Here is a 17,331-nt window from a genome sequence, read left to right as displayed (position 1 = left end):
GGTGGGCGCGCAGCAGATCACCGAGACCATGATGCAGCTGAACGACGCCACCCAGCAGACGGTGGAGTCGCTCAAGGCCACCAGCGAGGCGGTGCACCAGTTGCAGTACGCGGCCGGCGACCTGCAGTCCAGCGTGGCCAGCTTCGCGGTGTCGGTGTAGGACGGCGATCATGAAACTGCTGGTCTTCCACATCGGCCAGGACCGCTACGGCCTGCGGCTGCGCGCCGTGCGCCAGGTGCTGCCGCTGCTGGAACTCAAGCGCCTGCCGCTGGCGCCGGCGGCGGTGGCGGGGCTGATGAACCTGCACGGCGAGCCGGTGCCGGTGATCGACCTGGCCCGCCTGGGCGGGGCCGAACCCAGCGCCCCCCATTTCGACACGCGCATCGTGGTGGTGGACTACCACGCCCCGGACGGGGGCGGGCACGCGCTGGGGCTGATGGCCGAGCGCGTGCTCGGCGTGCGGGAGGTGGACGAGACGCGGCTGGCCGACAGCGGCGTGCGCGCCGCGCCCTTCCTGGGCGGCGTGGCCGGTGACGACGCCGGCCTGGTGCAGCTGGTGGAGGTGGAGCGCCTGCTGCCGCCGGACCTGCGCGCCGCGCTGTTCCAGGCGCACGCCGACGACGCCGCGGACGGCGCGCCATGAAAGCCCAGGCGATGCTGCGCCGGATGACGGGGCTGAACCTGTCCAAGGCCCAGGCCGACCGCGCCATACGCCAGCGCATGGAGCTGACGCGCAGCGTCGACCGCGACGCCTATCTGGCCGGCCTCACGCCGGAGGAATTGACCGAGCTGGTGGAACTGGTGGTGGTGCCGGAGTCTTGGCTGTTCCGCGACGCCCAGGCCTTTTACACGGCGGTGGAATTCGTCAAGGCCAGGCTGGCGGCCAGCGCGCGCCCGGTGCGCATCCTGTCGGTGCCGTGCGCGGGCGGCGAGGAGCCGTATTCGATGGCGATGGCGCTCGGCGACGCCGGCGTGGCGCCGCAGTGCTACACCATCGACGCCTACGACCTGAGCCCCGCCTGCGTGGCGCGCGCGCGCGCCGGCGTGTACGGCCGCAACGCCTTCCGCGCCCACGACCTGGGCTTCCGCGACCGCCACTTCACCCGCGTCGGCGAGGAGGACTACCAAATCAGCATGGAGATACGGGCGCGGGTGCGCTTCAGCCAGGGCAACCTGCTGACCCTGGAGACGGGCGCGCGGCCCAATTACTACGACGTGATCTTCTGCCGCAACCTGCTGATCTATTTCGACAAGCCGACCACGGCGGCGGCCATCGCGCGCCTGTCCGCGCTGCTGGCGGACGACGGCGTGCTGTTCGCCGGCTACGCCGAGGTGCCCTCGTTCACCCAGCACGGCTACACGCCGCTGCCGCAGCGGCAGGCCTTCGGCCTACGCAAGGACGCCGAGCCGCCCCCCGCCGCCTACGCGGCCCTGCCGACGCCTGGGCCGGCTCCGGTGGCGGCCGCGGTGAAGGGCAAGGCCGTCGCGCCGGCGCCCGTCTCCAAGGGCGCCGGCTTAACGCGCGGACCGGCGGGCGCGCCGGGACCTGCCGCCCCGGGAGCGCGGCCGGCGGCCGGCGCACAGGACGGGCGCGCCGCGGCGCGCAAAGCGGCTCCCGCTTCCGCGCCATCTTCGGCGCCCTCCCCGGCGCGCCCGGCGGCGGGCGCCCTGCTGTCCCAGGCCCGCGCCCTCGCCGACCGCGGCCAGGACAAGGAGGCCGCCGCCGCCTGCCAGGCCGCCCTGGCCTCCGTGCCCGACAGCGCCGAAGCCTATTTCATCCTCGGCATGCTGAGCGAGCACGCGCGCCAGCCCGTCCAGGCCGAGGAGCACTGGCGCCGCTGCATCTACCTGCAGCCGGACCACTACGACGCCCTGTGCCACCTGGCGCTGCTGGCCGAGCAGCACGGCGACGACGACGCCGCGTCCACCTTGAAGGCCCGCGCCAAACGCATCTACCAGCGCCAGCAGGGCGCCGCGAAAGCTGAACCATGATGACCACCGACGCGCACATCCCCATCCAGCCCATCCACGACTGCTGGAACCGCATCGGCGTGACCGGCGACCACAGTTGCGACAAGCTGCGGCAATACGTCCATTGCCGCAACTGCGACGTGTACGCCGGCGCCGCGCAGCGCAACCTGCAGCGCCCCGTCGGCGCCGGCTACCAGCGCGAATGGGCCGAGCATTTCCGCCAGGCCGCCGACACCGGCGCGCAGCACGACAGTTCCTGCCTGGTGTTCCGCCTGGGCCGCGAGTGGCTGGCGCTGCCCACCTCCATCTTCGTGTCGGTGGCGCCGCGCGCCTTGCCGCACCGGCTGCCGCACCGCGACGCGCGCGGCCTGGCCGGCGTCGTCAACGTGGGCGGCAAGCTCTATCCCTGCATCGCGCTGGGCGCGCTGCTCGACATCGACGACACGGAAAACGTGGCGCGCACGGGCCGCCACACCTTCCCGCGCCTGCTGCTGGTGCAGTGGGAGGGCCAGGCCTACGCGCTGCCGGTGGCCGACCTGCACGGCATCGTGCGCTACGCGTCCGGCGCCGTGCTGCCGCCGGCGGCCACCATCAACAAGGGCCTGCAGCGCTACCTGACCGGCGTGCTGCCGCACGAGGACATGCAGATCGGCTGCCTGGACGCCGGCCTGCTGGGCTACCAGCTCGCGAGGGCGCTGCGATGAGCCACGACCAGAACGGAGACCTGAGCCAGTTCTCCATGCAGGACCTGTTCCGCATGGAGGCCGAGACGCAGACCATGATCCTGACCGACGGCCTGCTGGCGCTGGAGCGCCACAGCGGCGACACGGCCGCCATCGAGCCGATGATGCGCGCGGCCCATTCGATCAAGGGCGCCGCCGCCATCGTTGGCCTGGACGTGGTGGTGCAGCTGTCGCACGGCATGGAGGACGCCTTCATCGCGGCCCAGCATGGCAAGCTGAAACTGACGCCCAACCGCGTCGACGCGCTGCTGGCCGGCGTGGACCTGGTGCTGCGGGTGTCGCGCCTGGACGACGCCGGCGTGGCGCCCTGGCTGGCCGCCAACGCCGCGCTGATCCAGAAGACCATGGCCACCATCCAGGGCATCGCCTTCCTGCCCGAGCCGCTGGACCTGCCGCCGCCCTTCCCGTCCGCGCCGCCCGTGGCCGGGCCGGGCGTGGCGGAAGCGGCCGGCGCCGGGTCCATGCCCGAGCCCCTGTTCGAGCCCGAGCCCGGATCGCCCCCCGGGGCCGGGCCGGCGGCCGAGGCGCCTCGCGCCCTCGCCGAGGAGGCCGGCGCCGCGCCCGGCGCGCGCCCGCTGGCGCCCATGAAATCGGCGCAGAACTTCGACCGCCTGCTGTCGCTGGCCAGCGAATCGCGCATCAACGCGCACCAGATGCATCCCTTCCTGCAGGCCATGCAGCGCTTCAAGCGCAACCAGTCCAGCCTGTTCGCGGTGGTGGAGCAGCTGCACGAGGCCATCTCCAGCGGCGGCGACGCCAGCCTCAAGGAAAAGTCGCTGCTGGCGCTGCAAAAGGCCCAGCCGCTGAAGCAGTTCGTGCTGGAGCACATCGCCGACTTCGAGAACTGGGAGCGGCGCATGCTCAACGTCTCGCGCAGCATGGTCGACGAGGTGCTGGCCATGCGCATGCGCCCCTTCCGCGACGGCGTGCAGCACTTCCCGCGCATGGTGCGCGACCTGGCGCGCAGCCTGGGCAAGGAGGTCCGCCTCGAGATCCTCGGCGAGGACACGCTGGTCGACCGCGACATCCTGGCCCGCATCGAAAGTCCGCTCAACCACGTGCTGCGCAACGCCGTGGACCACGGCATGGAGGACGCCGCCGAGCGCGGCGCCGCCGGCAAGCCGGCCACCGGCGTCATCGTGATGGAGGCGCGCCACCGCGCCGGCATGCTCAGCATCGAGATCGGCGACGACGGCCGCGGCGTGGACCTGGAGCGCATCCGCCGCGCCGTGGTCGAGCGCAAGATGGCCAGCGCCACCATGGCCGCCGCCATGTCGCAGGCCGAGCTGCTGGAGTTCCTGTTCCTGCCCGCCTTCAGCCTGAAGGACAGCGCCACCGAGATCTCGGGGCGCGGCGTGGGCCTGGACATCGTGCACGACACCATCCGCCAGCAGAACGGCACCGTGCGCATCGAGTCCGAACTGGGCAAGGGCTTCCGCACCTCGATCACGCTGCCGCTGACGCAATCCATCGTGCGCGCGCTGGTGGTCGACATCAAGGGCGAGGCCTACGCCATCCCCATCGTCAAGGTCGAACGCGTCCTCAAGGTGGCGCAGGAGGCCATCCACACGCTGGAGAACAAGCAGTTCTTCGACCACGGCGGCGAGCACCTTGGATTGGTGTCGGCCGCGCAGGTGCTGGAGCTGGGCGACAGCGGCGCCACCGACGCGGAACTGCCGGTGGTGGTGGTGGGCGGCGGCGCGCGCCGCTACGCGCTGGTGGTGGACGCCATCCGCGGCGAGCAAAGCCTGGCGGTGCAGGCCATCGATCCCATCTTCGGCAAGATGCGCGACATCTCGGCCGCCGCCCTGCTGGACGACGGCGAGCCGGTGCTGATCCTGGACGTGCCGGACCTGCTGCTGTCGATCGACAAGCTGCTGCACGAGGGCGGCCTGCACCAGCTGGCGCGCGGCGGCCACGCCGAACGGCGCCGCATGAAGCGCATCCTGGTGGTGGACGATTCGCTCACCGTGCGCGAGATGGAGCGCAAGCTGCTGGCCGCGCGCGGCTTCGAGGTCGACGTGGCCATCGACGGCATCGACGGCTGGAACGTGGTGCGCAGCGGCGACTACGACCTGGTCATCACCGACGTCGACATGCCGCGCATGGACGGCATCGAGCTGGTGAACCTGATCAAGAAGGACCTGCACCTGCACAAGCTGCCGGTGATGATCGTGTCCTACAAGGACAGGCCGGAGGACCGCGCGCGCGGCATGTCGGCCGGCGCCGACTATTACCTGACCAAGGGCAGCTTCCACGACGAGACGCTGCTCGACGCCGTGGCCGACCTGATAGGGGATGCGCACAAATGAAGATAGCGATCGCGAACGACGTGGCCATGGCGGCCGAGGCGCTGCGGCGCGTGGTGGCCAGCACCTCCGAGCACCAGGTGCTGTGGATCGCCCGCACCGGGGTGGAGGCGGTGCGCCTGTGCGCCGAGCAGCCGCCCGACCTGGTGCTGATGGACCTGAACATGCCCGAGCTGGACGGGGTGGAGGCCACGCGCCAGATCATGGAGCACAGCCCCTGCGCCATCCTGGTGGTCACCGGGCGGCCGCAGGACAATGTGAACCAGGTGTTCCGCGCGCTGGGCGCCGGCGCGCTCGACGTCACCGCCACGCCCATGTTGCAGGGCAAGGCGGACGGCGCGGCCGAGCTGCTGGCCAAGATCAAGACCATGGACAAGCTGATACGCCACAGCGGCGGCAACCAGTCCATGCAGCCGCGCACGCCGGCGCCGGAGCGGCCGGCGCCGCGGGCGGCGATCAGCAAGCTGGTGGCGATCGGCGCCTCCACCGGCGGGCCGGTGGCGGTGTCCAAGATCCTGGCCGGCTGGCTGCCGCCGCCCGGCTGCGCCATCGTGGTGGTGCAGCACATCGACGAGAACTTCGCCGACCACTTCGCGCGCTGGCTGGGCGAGCAGCTGCAAATGCCGGTGCGGGCCATCGAGCACGGCGACGAACTGCTGGCCGGCGCGGTGCTGGTGGCCAAGAGCAACGACCATCTGGTGCTGGATAAAGACCACCGCTTGGGTTACGATGCAGCACCAAGGGATTACGCGTACCGGCCGTCGGTCGATGTGTTTTTCCGCTGCGTGGCGCAGCACTGGCGCGGCGACGCGGTCGGCGTGCTGCTGACCGGCATGGGCCGCGACGGCGCGGAGGGCCTGCTGGCCATGCGCCGGGCGGGCCAGACCACCATCGCCCAGGACCAGGCCAGCAGCGCCGTGTACGGCATGCCGCGCGCGGCCGCCGAACTGGACGCCGCGCAGCTGATATTGCCGCTCGACAAGATCGGACCGATGTTGCGCAGTACTACCGGCAGCCGCTGACCAGCCTCCCCGGCCGCCGGACATAACAAGATTTCAATAAAAAGAGAATGGCGATGTCCGAAAGTATCTCCGTCCCGGATCTGGAACCGGGCCTGACGGTGTTCAAGGTGCGGGTGCTGCTGGTCGACGACCAGCTCATCATCGTGGAAGCGGTGCGGCGCATGCTCAGCGACCAGCCCGACATCGAGTTCCACTACGTGACCGACGCCACCATGGCGGCGCGCACCGCCGCCCAGCTGCAGCCCACCGTGATCCTGCAGGACCTGGTGATGCCCAACGTGGACGGCTTCGAGCTGATCAAGGCATACCGCGACGATCCGCTGCTGCGCGCGGTGCCGGTGATCGTGCTGTCGTCCAAGGAGGAGCCCAAGCTCAAGGCGCACAGCTTCGCGGTGGGCGCCAACGACTACCTGGTCAAGCTGCCGGACAAGCTGGAACTGCTGGCGCGGGTGCGCTACCACTCGTCGGCCCATATCAGCCGGCTGCAGCGCGACCAGGCCTTCCGCTTCCTGCGCGAGAGCCAGAAAAGCCTGGCCGACGCCAATATCGAGTTGCAAAAGCTGGCCGCGCTGGACGGCCTGACCGGCATCGCCAACCGCCGCCGCTTCGACGACGCCATGCGCGTCGAGTGGCAGCGGGGCCAGCGCGACCGCCAGCCGCTGTCGCTGCTGATGTGCGACATCGACTGTTTCAAGATGTACAACGACAGCTACGGCCACCTGACCGGCGACCTGTGCCTGAAGAAGACGGCGGCGGTGCTGACCGAGCACTTGAAGCGCCCGGCCGACCTGGCGGCGCGCTACGGCGGCGAGGAGTTCGCCATCGTGCTGCCGGACACGGCGCTGGCGGGCGCGATGGTGGTGGCCGAGGCCTGCGTGCAGCACCTGCGCGCGCTGGCGATGGAGCATCCGCGGGCGCAGCCGCACGGGGTGGTGACGATGTCGGTGGGGGTGGCCAGCGTGGTGCCATCGCCGGCCGGCAGCGTGGCCGACCTGATCTGCGAGGCCGACCGCGCGCTGTACGCCGCCAAGCGCGCCGGCCGCAACCGCGCCTGCAGCGCCGCCGACCTGCCGGCCTGAGCGGCCGAGGGGACAGACCCTCCGCGCCCGCGGCCGCTGGCTAAGGTACGCGGCGCCGACCGCAGGTCTGTCCCCGGATTCGCCGCCGCCAGCCCATCACACGAACACCGGCTCCGGCTCCAGCTGGACGCCGAAGCGCGCCATCACGTCGGCCTGGATGGCGGCGGCGAGCCGCCGCACGTCCTCGCCGGTGGCGCCGCCGCGGTTCACCAGCACCAGCGCCTGCTTCTCGTACACGCCCGCCGCGCCCAGGTTGCGGCCCTTCCAGCCGCACTGGTCGATCAGCCAGCCGGCCGCCAGCTTTTCCGCGCCGTCGGCCTGCCGGTGGTGCACCAGCGCCGGGAAGCGCTCCAGCAAGGCCAGGCACTGCGCGCCCGGCACCACCGGATTCTTGAAGAAGCTGCCCGCGTTGCCGATCACGGCCGGATCGGGCAGCTTGCGGCTGCGCACGGCGATCACGGTGTCGGCCACCTGCCGCGCCGTCGGCTCGGCGATGCCCTGGGCCGCCACCGCCTGCGCCAATTCGGCGTAGCGCAGGTTCGGCCGCCACTGTCTGGGCAGCGCGAACGTCACGTCCAGGATGACCAGGCCGCGCCCGGCCTCGTGCTTGAACACGCTGTCGCGGTAGCCGAAACGGCAGGCCGCGGCGTCCATCGTGAGCGACTCGCCGCTGGCCGGATCGTAGGCCGTCAAGCTGTGGAAGCTGTCCCGGGTCTCCGCGCCGTAGGCGCCGATGTTCTGGATCGGCGCGGCGCCGGCGGTGCCGGGGATCAGCGACAGGTTCTCCAGTCCGCCCACGCCCTGTTCCAGCGTCCACTGCACGAAGCCGTGCCAGTTCTCGCCGGCCGCCACGCGCACGTGGTGGTGGTGTTCATCGCCGGCCAGCAGCTCCCTGCCCTGCAGCGCGATGTGCAGCACCAGGCCGTCGAAGTCGCCCGTGAGCAGCAGATTGCTGCCGCCGCCCAGCACCAGGCGCCGCATCGCCGCCAGTTCGGGGGCGGCCAGCGCGGCGCGCAACTGGTCCGCCGAGTCCACCCGCAGGTAGGTCCGGGCGCGGGCGTCGATACCGAAAGTATTGAGTGACTGCAGGGAGAAATCGTGGCGTAGCGGGAGGATGGGGCGCATGTCTGACCAAGTGTTTTGGTCGATTATAGTGTGAAAGTGGAAAAAACGCGTCAAAAACGACCGAGCGTTCGCCCCGTTGTCCGTTAAAATGGCACATCTTTTTAGGTGGCGCCGCAGCATGGCCGCCACAGCACAAATATTAAAGGAAAGTAACATGCCGTCGTTTGATGTAGTCTCCGAAGCCGACATGATCGAGGTGCGCAACGCCGTCGATCAGGCCAACAAGGAAATCACCACCCGCTTCGACTTCAAGGGCAGCGACGCCCGCGTCGAACAGAAGGAAAACGACCTGACCGCCTACGCCGATTCCGACTTCCAGCTGAGCCAGGTGCGCGACGTGCTGACCAACAAGCTGGCCAAGCGCAAGGTCGACGTGCGCTTCCTCGACGAGGGCAAGATCGAGAAGATCGGCGGCGACAAGGTCAAGCAGGTCATCAAGATCAAGAACGGGCTGGACACCGAGACCGCGAAGAAGATCACGCGCGTGGTCAAGGACAGCAAGATGAAGGTGCAGGCCAGCATCCAGGGCGAATCGGTGCGCGTGACCGGCGCCAAGCGCGACGACCTGCAGGCCGCGATGGCGATGCTGCGCAAGGACGTGCCGGACACCCCGCTGGAATTCAACAACTTCCGCGACTGATCTTCCCGACCCGCGGCACCCGCCGGGCCGCCACGGCCCGGCCGCCCCACGTAGTTTAAGGATTGCAATGAAACGAGTAGACGACTTCCGCCTGCGCTTTGGCGACAAGGAATATGTGCCCATCATGATCGGCGGCATGGGCGTGGACATCTCCACCTCCGAGCTGGCGCTGGAGGCGGCCCGCCTGGGCGGCATCGGTCACATCTCGGACGCCATGGTGGAAGACGTGTCGGACCGCAAGTTCGAAACCACCTTCGTCAAGGACAAGACCAAGCTGTACAAGCACAACATCCTGAACATGGACAAGTCGCTGGTGCAGTTCGACCTGGAGCGCCTGGCCGAGGCGCAGCGCCTGCACATCGGCCGCACCATGGAGGCGAAGAAGGGCCCCGGCCTGATCTTCGTGAACTGCATGGAAAAGCTGACCATGAACGGTCCCAAGGAAACCCTGCGCACGCGCCTGAACGCGGCGCTGGACGCGGGCATCGACGGCATCACGCTGTCGGCCGGCCTGCACTTCGGCTCCTTCGGCCTGATGGCCGAGCACCCGCGCTTCCGCGAGGCCAAGCTGGGCATCATCGTCTCGTCGGTGCGCGCGCTGCAGATCTTCCTGCGCAAGAACCAGAAGCTGGACCGCCTGCCCGACTACATCATCGTCGAGGGGCCGCTGGCCGGCGGCCACCTGGGCTTCGGCATGGAGGACTGGAAGGACTACGACCTGCACACCATCATGGCCGAGATCCTGGAATACCTGAAGAAGGAAGAGCTGGTGATCCCGGTGATCGCCGCCGGCGGCGTGTTCACCGGCAGCGACGCGGTGTCCTTCCTGGAGGCCGGCGCGGCCGGCGTGCAGGTGGCCACCCGCTTCACGGTGACCAGGGAGTGCGGCCTGCCGGCCAAGGTCAAGCAGGAATACTTCCGCGCCCACGAGCAGGACATCATCGTCAACGGCGTGTCGCCGACCGGCTACCCGATGCGCATGCTGAAGAGCACGCCGGCGATCGGCGCCGGCATCCGTCCCGGCTGCGAATCCTACGGCTACCTGCTGGACGCCACCGGCAACTGCGCCTACATCAATTCGTACAACCGCGAGGTGCTGGCCAACGGCGGCACCGACAAGGGCATCTCCATCATGGACAAGACCTGCCTGTGCACGCACATGCGCAACTTCAACTGCTGGACCTGCGGCCACTACACCTACCGCCTGAAGGACACCTCGCACCTGCTGCCGAACGGCGAGTACCAGCTGCTGTCGGCCGAGCACGTGTTCAAGGATTACCAGTTCAGCGTGGACAACGCGATCGCCCTTCCGGAACTGGAAGCGGCTTAAAAAAAACGGCGCCGATGGCGCCGTTTTTACTTGGGGCGGAGACTAGCCTAGCCCTCGCTGGTGATGCGCGCGATCAGCGCGCCCAGCACTTCCTCGGCGCGCTCGTTGTCCACCTGGCAGGTGCCGGCGTTCTCGTGGCCGCCGCCGCCGTATTCCAGCATCAGCGCGCCGATGTTGGTCTTGGACGTGCGGTTCAGGATGGACTTGCCGGTGGCGAACACGGTGTTCTGGTTCTTCAGGCCCCACAGCACGTGGATGGAGATGTTGGTCTCCGGGTACATCGCGTAGATGATGAAGCGGTTGCCGGCGAAGATGGTCTCCTCGTTGCGCAGGTCCAGCACCACCAGGTTCTGGTGGATGGTGGAGCAGCGCTTGATCTGGTCCTTGCACTTCTCGCTGTGCTCGAAGTACAGCTCCTTGCGCTCCTTGACGTCCGGCAGTTCCATGATCTGCTCGATGCTGTGGTTCTTGCAGTAGTCGATCAGGTCCATCATCAGGTTGTAGTTCGAGATGCGGAACTCGCGGAAACGGCCCAGGCCGGTGCGCGCGTCCATCAGGAAGTTCAGCAGATCCCAGCCTTCCGGATTGAGCACCTCCTCGCGGTTGAACTGGGCCGCGTCGCCCTTGTCCACCGCCGCCATCATGTCGTCCCACGAGGCCGGGAAGGCCTTCAGGCCGCCATAGTAGTCGTACACCACGCGGGCCGCCGACGGCGCCTCGGGGTGGATGACGTGGTTGCTGCGCTCGCCCGTGTTGCGGATGGTTTCGGACAGGTGGTGGTCGAACGCCAGATGCACGCCGGCCACGTAGGGCAGATTGGTCGTGATGTCGTTGTCGCTGATCGCGATCTTGCCGTCCTGCATATCCTTCGGGTGGACGAACAGGATGTCGTCGATCATGTCCAGGTGCTTCAGAAGCACCGCGCAGACCAGGCCGTCGAAGTCGCTGCGGGTCACCAGACGATATTTTTTTGCTGACATGGAAACACCTTTTAATTAAGAAGTAGCTAGCATCGAGCATCCCGTAAGCGAGACGCAATGATGAATCATACAACTCAAGCCCCCGGCTTGCCCAGCGTTCGTCGCATGAAATTACGCGGCCGGGAATTCGATGACGAACACGCTGCCTCCGCCGGGGCGGTCGCTCAGCGCCAGCGTGGCGCCCAGGTAGCCGCAGATGCGGCGCACCAGCGCCAGGCCCAGGCCGGTGCCGGCCGAGCCGCTGGCGGCCGGCGCGGCGCCCTGCCCGGCCAGCGCCGCGCGCACCGCCGGCGGCAGGCCGGGGCCGCTGTCCTCCACCGTCACGCTGCGCGCGCCCAGCCGCACGGTGACGGCGCCGGCCTCCGTGTACTGGCAGGCGTTGCGCACCAGGTTGCCGATCGCGGCGGCGCACAGTTCGCGCGGCGCGCGCACGCGGAAGTCCGCGCCGCCCTCGTAGCGCAGGGCCACCGGCTTGGCCCCCAGCAGGTGGCGGTGGCCCTCGACCTCGTCGCGCGCCACGTCGCCGAGCTCCACCTCCGGCAGCAGGCCCAGTTCGGGCGCGCGCGCCAGCAACAGCAGCACCGTCACGCATTCGGCCGCCTCTTGCGCCGCGCGGTAGATGCGCCGCGCCGGCGCGTGGCAGGGATGGTCCTCGCCATGCGCCATCAGCACCTCGGCCGCGCCCATGATCACCGTGAGCGGGCCGCGCAGTTCGTGGCTGACGTCGCCGGTGAAATAGCGTTCGCGCTCCAGCACGTCGCGCAGTTCGCCGGTGTGCGCGGCGAAGGCGCGCGCCAGCACGCCCAGCTCGTCGTCGCGCTCCCGCAGCGGCAGCTCGCGCGCGCCGCCGCGCACGGCGGCCGCCATCTCGCCCAGCGGCCCCACCAGGCCGCGCGCCACGTAGCTGCCGAGGAACCAGGAGAACAGCAGGAAGCCGAGGAAGCCGATGCCGAACATGGAATACACCACCAGCTCCACTTTCTCGTAATCGCTTTCGTGGTCCACCACCACGTAGTCGCCCAGGCCGTCCCGGCCCGAATAGATGTGCAGGCCGACGCCGTCGACCTCCTTTTCCTGCACGCCCGGCGGCAGGCCGCGCAGCGACAGCGGGATGTCGGCGCCGTGGTGGAAGCTCAGTCCGGCCGGCATTTCCACCGGCAGCCTGCCGGCGTGCCGCGGCGAGGCCCATTCGGCCACTTCGCGCAGGCGGTTGTCGACCAGGTGCTCCTCTATGCCCTCGACGGCGAAGGCGGCGATCAGCGCGAAGAACAGCACGAAGCCGAAGGCGTACAGGGTGTAGGCGACGGCGACGCGCCGCTGCATGGTGCCGGCCTCGCCGCGCCTCGTGGCTCCGGGCGAGGCGGCCGGTGCGCCGCGCGCCGTCACGCCGTCTCGTCCTCGCTGGCCACCAGCTTGTAGCCGATGCCGGGCACCGTGCGCAGCATGGCGAACGGGTATGGCTTGTCCAGCGCCTGCCGCAGCGCGTGCAGATGGGTGCGCAGCGCGTCGCTGTCGGGCCGGTCCTCGCCCCACACTGCCTGCTCCAGCGTTTCGCGCGGCACCAGGCGCGGCGCCTCGCGCATCAAGCAGCGCAGCAGCACGTAGCCGGTGCGGGTCAGCGCCAGCGGCTTGCCCGCCCGGCTGGCCGTGTAGGCGCCGGTGTCGAACACCAGCTCCCCCACCCGCAGCACCGGCGCGGACTGGCCACTGGCGCCGCGCGCGCGGCGCACCAGGGCCCGCAGCCGGATCTCCAGCTCCACCAGCGAAAAAGGCTTGACCAGGTAGTCGTCCGCGCCCGCGCCGAAACCGGCCACCTTGTCGGACAGGGTGTCGCGCGCGGTCAGCATCAGCACCGGCGTGGCGTCGTGCAGTTCCGTCCGCAGGCGCTGGCACAGTTCCACGCCGTTCAGGCCGGGCAGCATCACGTCCAGCACGACCGCGTCGTAATCGTGCTGGCTGGCCAGGCCCAGGCCGGTGTAGCCGTTGCCGGCGGAATCGAGCACATAGCCCTTCGGTTCGAAGAACTCGTACAGGTTGGCGACAATGTCGGGATTGTCTTCAATGATCAGCAGGCGCATGCCGCCATTCTACGCCAACGCGCGGCGCCGGACGGGCCAGCTGGAGGCATCTCAACTCACAACCGCTCCCACTCCTCCGCGCCGCCGGCCACCAGCTTGAGGGACGCGTCCCTCCGGGCGGCTTGGGCCGGGACGACAGGCGTCCGTTCCGCCTGGGACCATGCCGCCGCGGACACTGCCGGCGCCGGATGTGCCGACGGCAGCTTGAATACGCTGACCACGCGCGCCAGATTGTCCGCCTGCTCCTGCAGTGATTCGGCGGCGGCCGCCGTTTCCTCCACCAACGCCGAATTCTGCTGCGTCGCCTGATCCATCCTGGCGATGGCCTGGTGGACCTGCTCGATCCCGCTGATCTGTTCGCGGCTGGCGGTCGTGATCTCGCCCATGATGTTGGTGACGCGCTCGACGCTGGAGACGATCTCCTCCATCGTCCGGCCCGCCTGCTCGACCAGACGGGCACCCAGATCGACCTGGGAGACCGAATTGCCGATCAGCGTCTTGATTTCCTTGGCCGCCGCGGCCGAGCGCTGCGCCAGGTTCCGCACCTCGCTGGCCACGACCGCGAAACCGCGCCCCTGCTCGCCGGCGCGCGCCGCCTCCACCGCCGCGTTCAGCGCCAGGATATTGGTTTGGAAGGCGATGCCCTCGATGACGCCGATGATGTCGACGATCTTGCGGGCCGAGTCGTTGATCGCGCCCATGGTGTCGACCACCTGCGTCACCACCGCGCCGCCCCTGGACGCGACCTCGGAGGCGGAGAGCGCCAGCTGGTTCGCCTGGTGGGCGTTGTCGGCGTTCTGTTTGACGGTCGTGCTCAGTTCCTCCATCGACGACGCCGTCTCTTCCAGCGAACCGGCCTGCTCCTCGGTGCGGGACGACAGTTTGTGGTTGCCTGCCGCGATCTGGCTGGACGCGGTGGCGATCAGGTCGGTGCCGCCGCGCACCTCGCCGACGATCAGCGCGAGGCTCGCGTTCATGTCTCTGAGCGACTGGGCCAGCTGTCCGGCCTCGTCACCCGACGAGACGTCGATATCGCTGCTCAGGTCGCCAGCCGCGACCGTCTGCGCCACGCCGACAGCGTGCGTCAGTTGCAGCAGCAGGGCGCGCGCCACCACCAGGCCAAAACCCAGCGTGGCCACCAAGCCTAGAATGCCCAACGCGGCGCCGCTGGTGATCGCGCTATCCGCGTCATGGGTGGCGCTGCCTATGGTGTCGGCGAAACGCCGCTTGGCCGCGTCGCGAAACGCTGTCAAGTCCTTGCGATAGGTGTCCAGCTGCCTCGACATGGTCTTGACCGCCGCCTGATCCGGCACGCCGTTCTGGTCCACCAGCTGCTTGGCCAGCACGTGGGCGCTGCTGTAGTAGGCGTCGAACTCCGCCGCCAAGCGCTGCAACGCCTCCGCCTCGCCGCGGTCGATCGTGCGCAGCCTAGCGTAATTGGCGCGCACCTTGTCCGCGATCGCTGCGGCAACCCGCAGTTGCTCCTGCTCGCCGGACGCCGCCGCGCCATTCAGGTTGTCGATGATCTTGTCCAAAGCCCCGACATTTTCCGTGCTCGTGTCCAGCACCGGGAATTGCACGTCGCGCATATTGGCAAGGCGCTGGTTGTTTTGCTTGAGCACATAGGAACTGGCGCCCAGATAGATGACCATGCACAGCATGGCCATCATCGGCGGCAACAATACTTTCCACAACAGCGGTACGCGACGCAGCAATTTCATGAACGGGCTCTCGTTGAGTTGATCACTGCGACAACACCACCCTGACGCTGCTGTCCACGGCGCTCTTGTCGATGTAGCCGATGGCGTTCGGGTCGCTGGCGACGGCCTTGCGGACTTCGTGATTTCCGCCCATGTCCGCGGGAGGCTGGCCTTTGCCGGTGAAGATCTGCTTGGCCCAGTAGGCTTTCAGCTGCGCGGCGGACTTGCCGGCGCGCTTGGCGTAGAACTCCTCACGCGCCGCGGTGCCCTCGGACTGGTCCAGCGGAACGACCGCGCCACCGCCGGGGAAGGAGGACATTCTGCCCAGGAAAATATCCGACGCCTGCTCGGCGGTAATCGCCTTGGTGGCGTTTTTCGACGACACGATGACGACCACGTCCGCCGCCGCGCCACCGGCCGCGAGGCCGATGGCCAGGGCAAGCATCGCCGCTTGCGTTTTTTTCTTGCTTAGCATCTCAGCCCTCGCTGTTAGAACACGAAATCGACGGCAGCGCTGACCACGCTGGTGTCGGACGGCACGCCGTTGACGAAGAAACCCATCGAGCCGCTGCCAGGGCGCACCCGGTCGTATTGCAGCTTGAGGTCGGCGTTCTTCAGGAAATCCCAGCGCAGGCCGGCGCTGACGGTCTTCTGCACCGAATCCCCCGGCACGGCGGTGACCGGCTGCTCGATTTGCGCATAGGTCAAATAAGGCGTGAATTTGTCTAGGCGGTAGCCGGCGGTGACATAGGCGGTCGACTTCACGCCGCCGATATGGAAGGAGCCCTGGTCTAGGCGGCTCCTGGCCCACTCGCCGGTGACAAACCACTCGCCCGGATCGTAGGTGGCGCCCGCATTGGCGATGGACAGCGGAACGTCGGCCTCGCAGCGTACGCAGCCGAAGTTGTTCAAGCCGGCAAGAGCGGGCATGCTCATCCGCATGTTCTGGTAGGACACGCGCGCGGTCAAGGCGCCATATTCCACTTGGTTCGACAGTCCGTAGATCTTGCGCAGATCCGCATCGGCGCCGCCCGAGATCGTGACCTTGGTCTTGCCGAACAAAGCGGAGGCAGTGTTCGTGACTGCGCCGATGCGCAGCCGGTAGGTCGCATCGACGCCGTCGCTCTTCGTGACACCGAACAGGTTGTACAGTTCAACAGGCGGACGCACCCATGGATTGGTGTAGCCGACCTTGCGCGATTCGGACTGCATATAGGTGGGCAGCAGGATGCGGCCGACACGCACGCTGAAGTCCGGCGTGAACGCGTACTTGACATTGGCCCATTCCACGCCCGGACGCCAGGTATTGTCCCATTGCTGTTCGGATACGACCTGCACCACGGCCGACCAATGCTTGCCGAAGTTGGCGGTCAGCTGAGCGCCGAGGCGGCTGTCGACCGAGGCGCTCCAGGCGCGGGTCTTGCCAACGCCGTTGGGCTGGAAATAGAAGCTGGAGACAAAGTCGGCCTCCTTGCTGTTGGAATGGGCAACGCCTATGGTGCCGAAGCCGCTGAACTTGTACGTCGCCGCGGCAGCGTCATCTTGCGCACTCGCGGCCCCTGCCACGAGCATCGCGGTGGCGGCGGCCGCCGCCGCCTTCACTTTTATTATCATAGTTTCTCTTGATGTTAACAGGATTTTATGCCCTTGACATGCAAAGAGTAATTGGGAAATGCGTGTGCTAATATCAGGATTACCTTGAACCGCAGTAAGGAAATTCTTAACTATCCGTAAGGAAGTTACCTCCAAAAGAAGGCAGAATCGGCAGACAGGACGCTAGCCCAGGCGACCAGCGTGAGCTCCTCCTCCGGACGTGCCCTCCATGTAAGGGAGTTACATCTAAAAAAGCTGAATCGACGGAGGGCAAACCACCACCGCGCTGTCAGTCAGGACCGTGGCCCACCAGTTCGGCGCGCGAGTGTGTGAGGCACGGCAATGTCGTGTTGAACAAATGGCCCGGGAATGCGAAAAACCCCGCCGGCTCTCGCCAACGGGGTTTTTCTGTATTACTAGCCTGACGATAACCTACTTTCACACTGGTTGCAGCACTATCATCGGCGCAAAATCGTTTCACGGTCCTGTTCGGGATGGGAAGGGGTGGGACCGATTTGCTATGGTCATCAGGCTTTGACTTGTCGCGTCGCGCGCTATGGCGCGCGACTGCAATCCGAAAGAAGTAAAGTTGTTGGGTACATCAATACACAGGTAATGCTCATAACCGTCAAGGTTATAGGGACAAGCCTTACGGGCAATTAGTACTGGTTAGCTTAACGCATTACTGCGCTTCCACACCCAGCCTATCAACGTCCTGGTCTCGAACGACCCTTCAAGGAGCTTAAAGCTCCGGGAAATC

15 protein-coding genes and 2 rRNA genes are annotated in these 17,331 nt (G+C 67.8%); 8 read left to right on the top strand and 9 right to left on the bottom strand.

Annotated features, from left to right (window positions below):
* Nucleotides 1–170 precede the first annotated feature (170 nt).
* Genes BM436_RS34620 through BM436_RS34595 form a run of 6 tightly spaced genes read left to right on the top strand, consistent with a single transcriptional unit; the run spans nt 171 to nt 7,125 of the window.
* Nucleotides 171–644 (top strand): chemotaxis protein CheW, encoded by a 474-nt coding sequence (locus BM436_RS34620; protein ID WP_093561444.1) that lies wholly within the window; start codon nt 171–173, stop codon nt 642–644.
* Entirely contained in the window at nt 641–1,993 is a 1,353-nt protein-coding gene (locus tag BM436_RS34615; protein WP_093561442.1) for a CheR family methyltransferase, read from the top strand. The genes BM436_RS34620 and BM436_RS34615 overlap by 4 nt, the downstream gene beginning before the upstream one ends.
* On the top strand, nt 1,990–2,676 hold the full coding sequence (locus BM436_RS34610) for a chemotaxis protein CheW (RefSeq protein WP_093561440.1): 687 nt from the start codon (nt 1,990–1,992) through the stop codon (nt 2,674–2,676). The genes BM436_RS34615 and BM436_RS34610 overlap by 4 nt, the downstream gene beginning before the upstream one ends.
* Nucleotides 2,673–5,027, top strand: coding sequence for a hybrid sensor histidine kinase/response regulator (locus BM436_RS34605; RefSeq protein WP_093561438.1), 2,355 nt, complete (start codon nt 2,673–2,675; stop codon nt 5,025–5,027). The genes BM436_RS34610 and BM436_RS34605 overlap by 4 nt, the downstream gene beginning before the upstream one ends.
* Entirely contained in the window at nt 5,024–6,046 is a 1,023-nt protein-coding gene (cheB, locus tag BM436_RS34600) for a chemotaxis-specific protein-glutamate methyltransferase CheB (RefSeq protein WP_093561436.1), read from the top strand. The genes BM436_RS34605 and cheB overlap by 4 nt, the downstream gene beginning before the upstream one ends.
* A gap of 53 nt (nt 6,047–6,099) precedes the next feature.
* Entirely contained in the window at nt 6,100–7,125 is a 1,026-nt protein-coding gene (locus BM436_RS34595; protein ID WP_093561448.1) for a diguanylate cyclase, read from the top strand.
* A 96-nt stretch (nt 7,126–7,221) separates the two neighbouring features.
* Here the strand turns inward: BM436_RS34595 and murB are convergent, their stop codons facing one another.
* On the bottom strand, nt 7,222–8,250 hold the full coding sequence (gene murB, locus BM436_RS34590; protein WP_093561434.1) for a UDP-N-acetylmuramate dehydrogenase: 1,029 nt from the start codon (nt 8,248–8,250) through the stop codon (nt 7,222–7,224).
* 154 nt (nt 8,251–8,404) lie between these two features.
* Here murB and BM436_RS34585 point away from each other — a divergent pair, with 154 nt between their 5' ends.
* Together BM436_RS34585 and BM436_RS34580 are read left to right on the top strand one after the other, a co-directional pair.
* Nucleotides 8,405–8,890 (top strand): YajQ family cyclic di-GMP-binding protein, encoded by a 486-nt coding sequence (locus tag BM436_RS34585; protein WP_093561432.1) that lies wholly within the window; start codon nt 8,405–8,407, stop codon nt 8,888–8,890.
* Between the two features lie 67 nt (nt 8,891–8,957).
* On the top strand, nt 8,958–10,220 hold the full coding sequence (locus BM436_RS34580) for a nitronate monooxygenase (protein WP_093561430.1): 1,263 nt from the start codon (nt 8,958–8,960) through the stop codon (nt 10,218–10,220).
* Nucleotides 10,221–10,267: 47 nt separating this feature from the next.
* Here the strand turns inward: BM436_RS34580 and BM436_RS34575 are convergent, their stop codons facing one another.
* The 8 genes from BM436_RS34575 to BM436_RS34540 all read right to left on the bottom strand — a co-directional run.
* Complete coding sequence (locus BM436_RS34575; RefSeq protein ID WP_093561429.1) at nt 10,268–11,200, bottom strand: exopolyphosphatase; 933 nt, start codon at nt 11,198–11,200, stop codon at nt 10,268–10,270.
* A gap of 111 nt (nt 11,201–11,311) precedes the next feature.
* Nucleotides 11,312–12,523 carry a sensor histidine kinase gene (locus BM436_RS34570; protein ID WP_093561446.1) on the bottom strand — a complete coding sequence of 404 codons (1,212 nt, stop codon included), beginning with the start codon at nt 12,521–12,523 and terminating at the stop codon, nt 11,312–11,314.
* 59 nt (nt 12,524–12,582) lie between these two features.
* Nucleotides 12,583–13,278 (bottom strand): response regulator transcription factor, encoded by a 696-nt coding sequence (locus BM436_RS34565; protein ID WP_093561427.1) that lies wholly within the window; start codon nt 13,276–13,278, stop codon nt 12,583–12,585.
* Nucleotides 13,279–13,334: 56 nt separating this feature from the next.
* Nucleotides 13,335–14,999, bottom strand: a complete 1,665-nt coding sequence (locus BM436_RS38630) for a methyl-accepting chemotaxis protein (protein WP_093561425.1) — start codon at nt 14,997–14,999, stop codon at nt 13,335–13,337.
* Nucleotides 15,000–15,021: 22 nt separating this feature from the next.
* Nucleotides 15,022–15,453 carry a type 2 periplasmic-binding domain-containing protein gene (locus tag BM436_RS34555; protein WP_218164991.1) on the bottom strand — a complete coding sequence of 144 codons (432 nt, stop codon included), beginning with the start codon at nt 15,451–15,453 and terminating at the stop codon, nt 15,022–15,024.
* 14 nt (nt 15,454–15,467) lie between these two features.
* Nucleotides 15,468–16,592 (bottom strand): porin family protein, encoded by a 1,125-nt coding sequence (locus tag BM436_RS34550; protein ID WP_143133479.1) that lies wholly within the window; start codon nt 16,590–16,592, stop codon nt 15,468–15,470.
* Nucleotides 16,593–16,990: 398 nt separating this feature from the next.
* Nucleotides 16,991–17,103 (bottom strand): 5S ribosomal RNA (gene rrf / locus BM436_RS34545).
* Between the two features lie 106 nt (nt 17,104–17,209).
* Nucleotides 17,210–17,331: ribosomal RNA gene (locus tag BM436_RS34540) — 23S ribosomal RNA — on the bottom strand; the annotation flags it as partial.

It is taken from the genome of Pseudoduganella namucuonensis (assembly GCF_900116645.1).
Taxonomy (GTDB): Bacteria; Pseudomonadota; Gammaproteobacteria; order Burkholderiales; family Burkholderiaceae_D; genus Rugamonas; species Rugamonas namucuonensis.
Note: the sequence above shows the minus strand (reverse complement) of the source record. Positions and strands in the feature narration are given on the sequence as shown.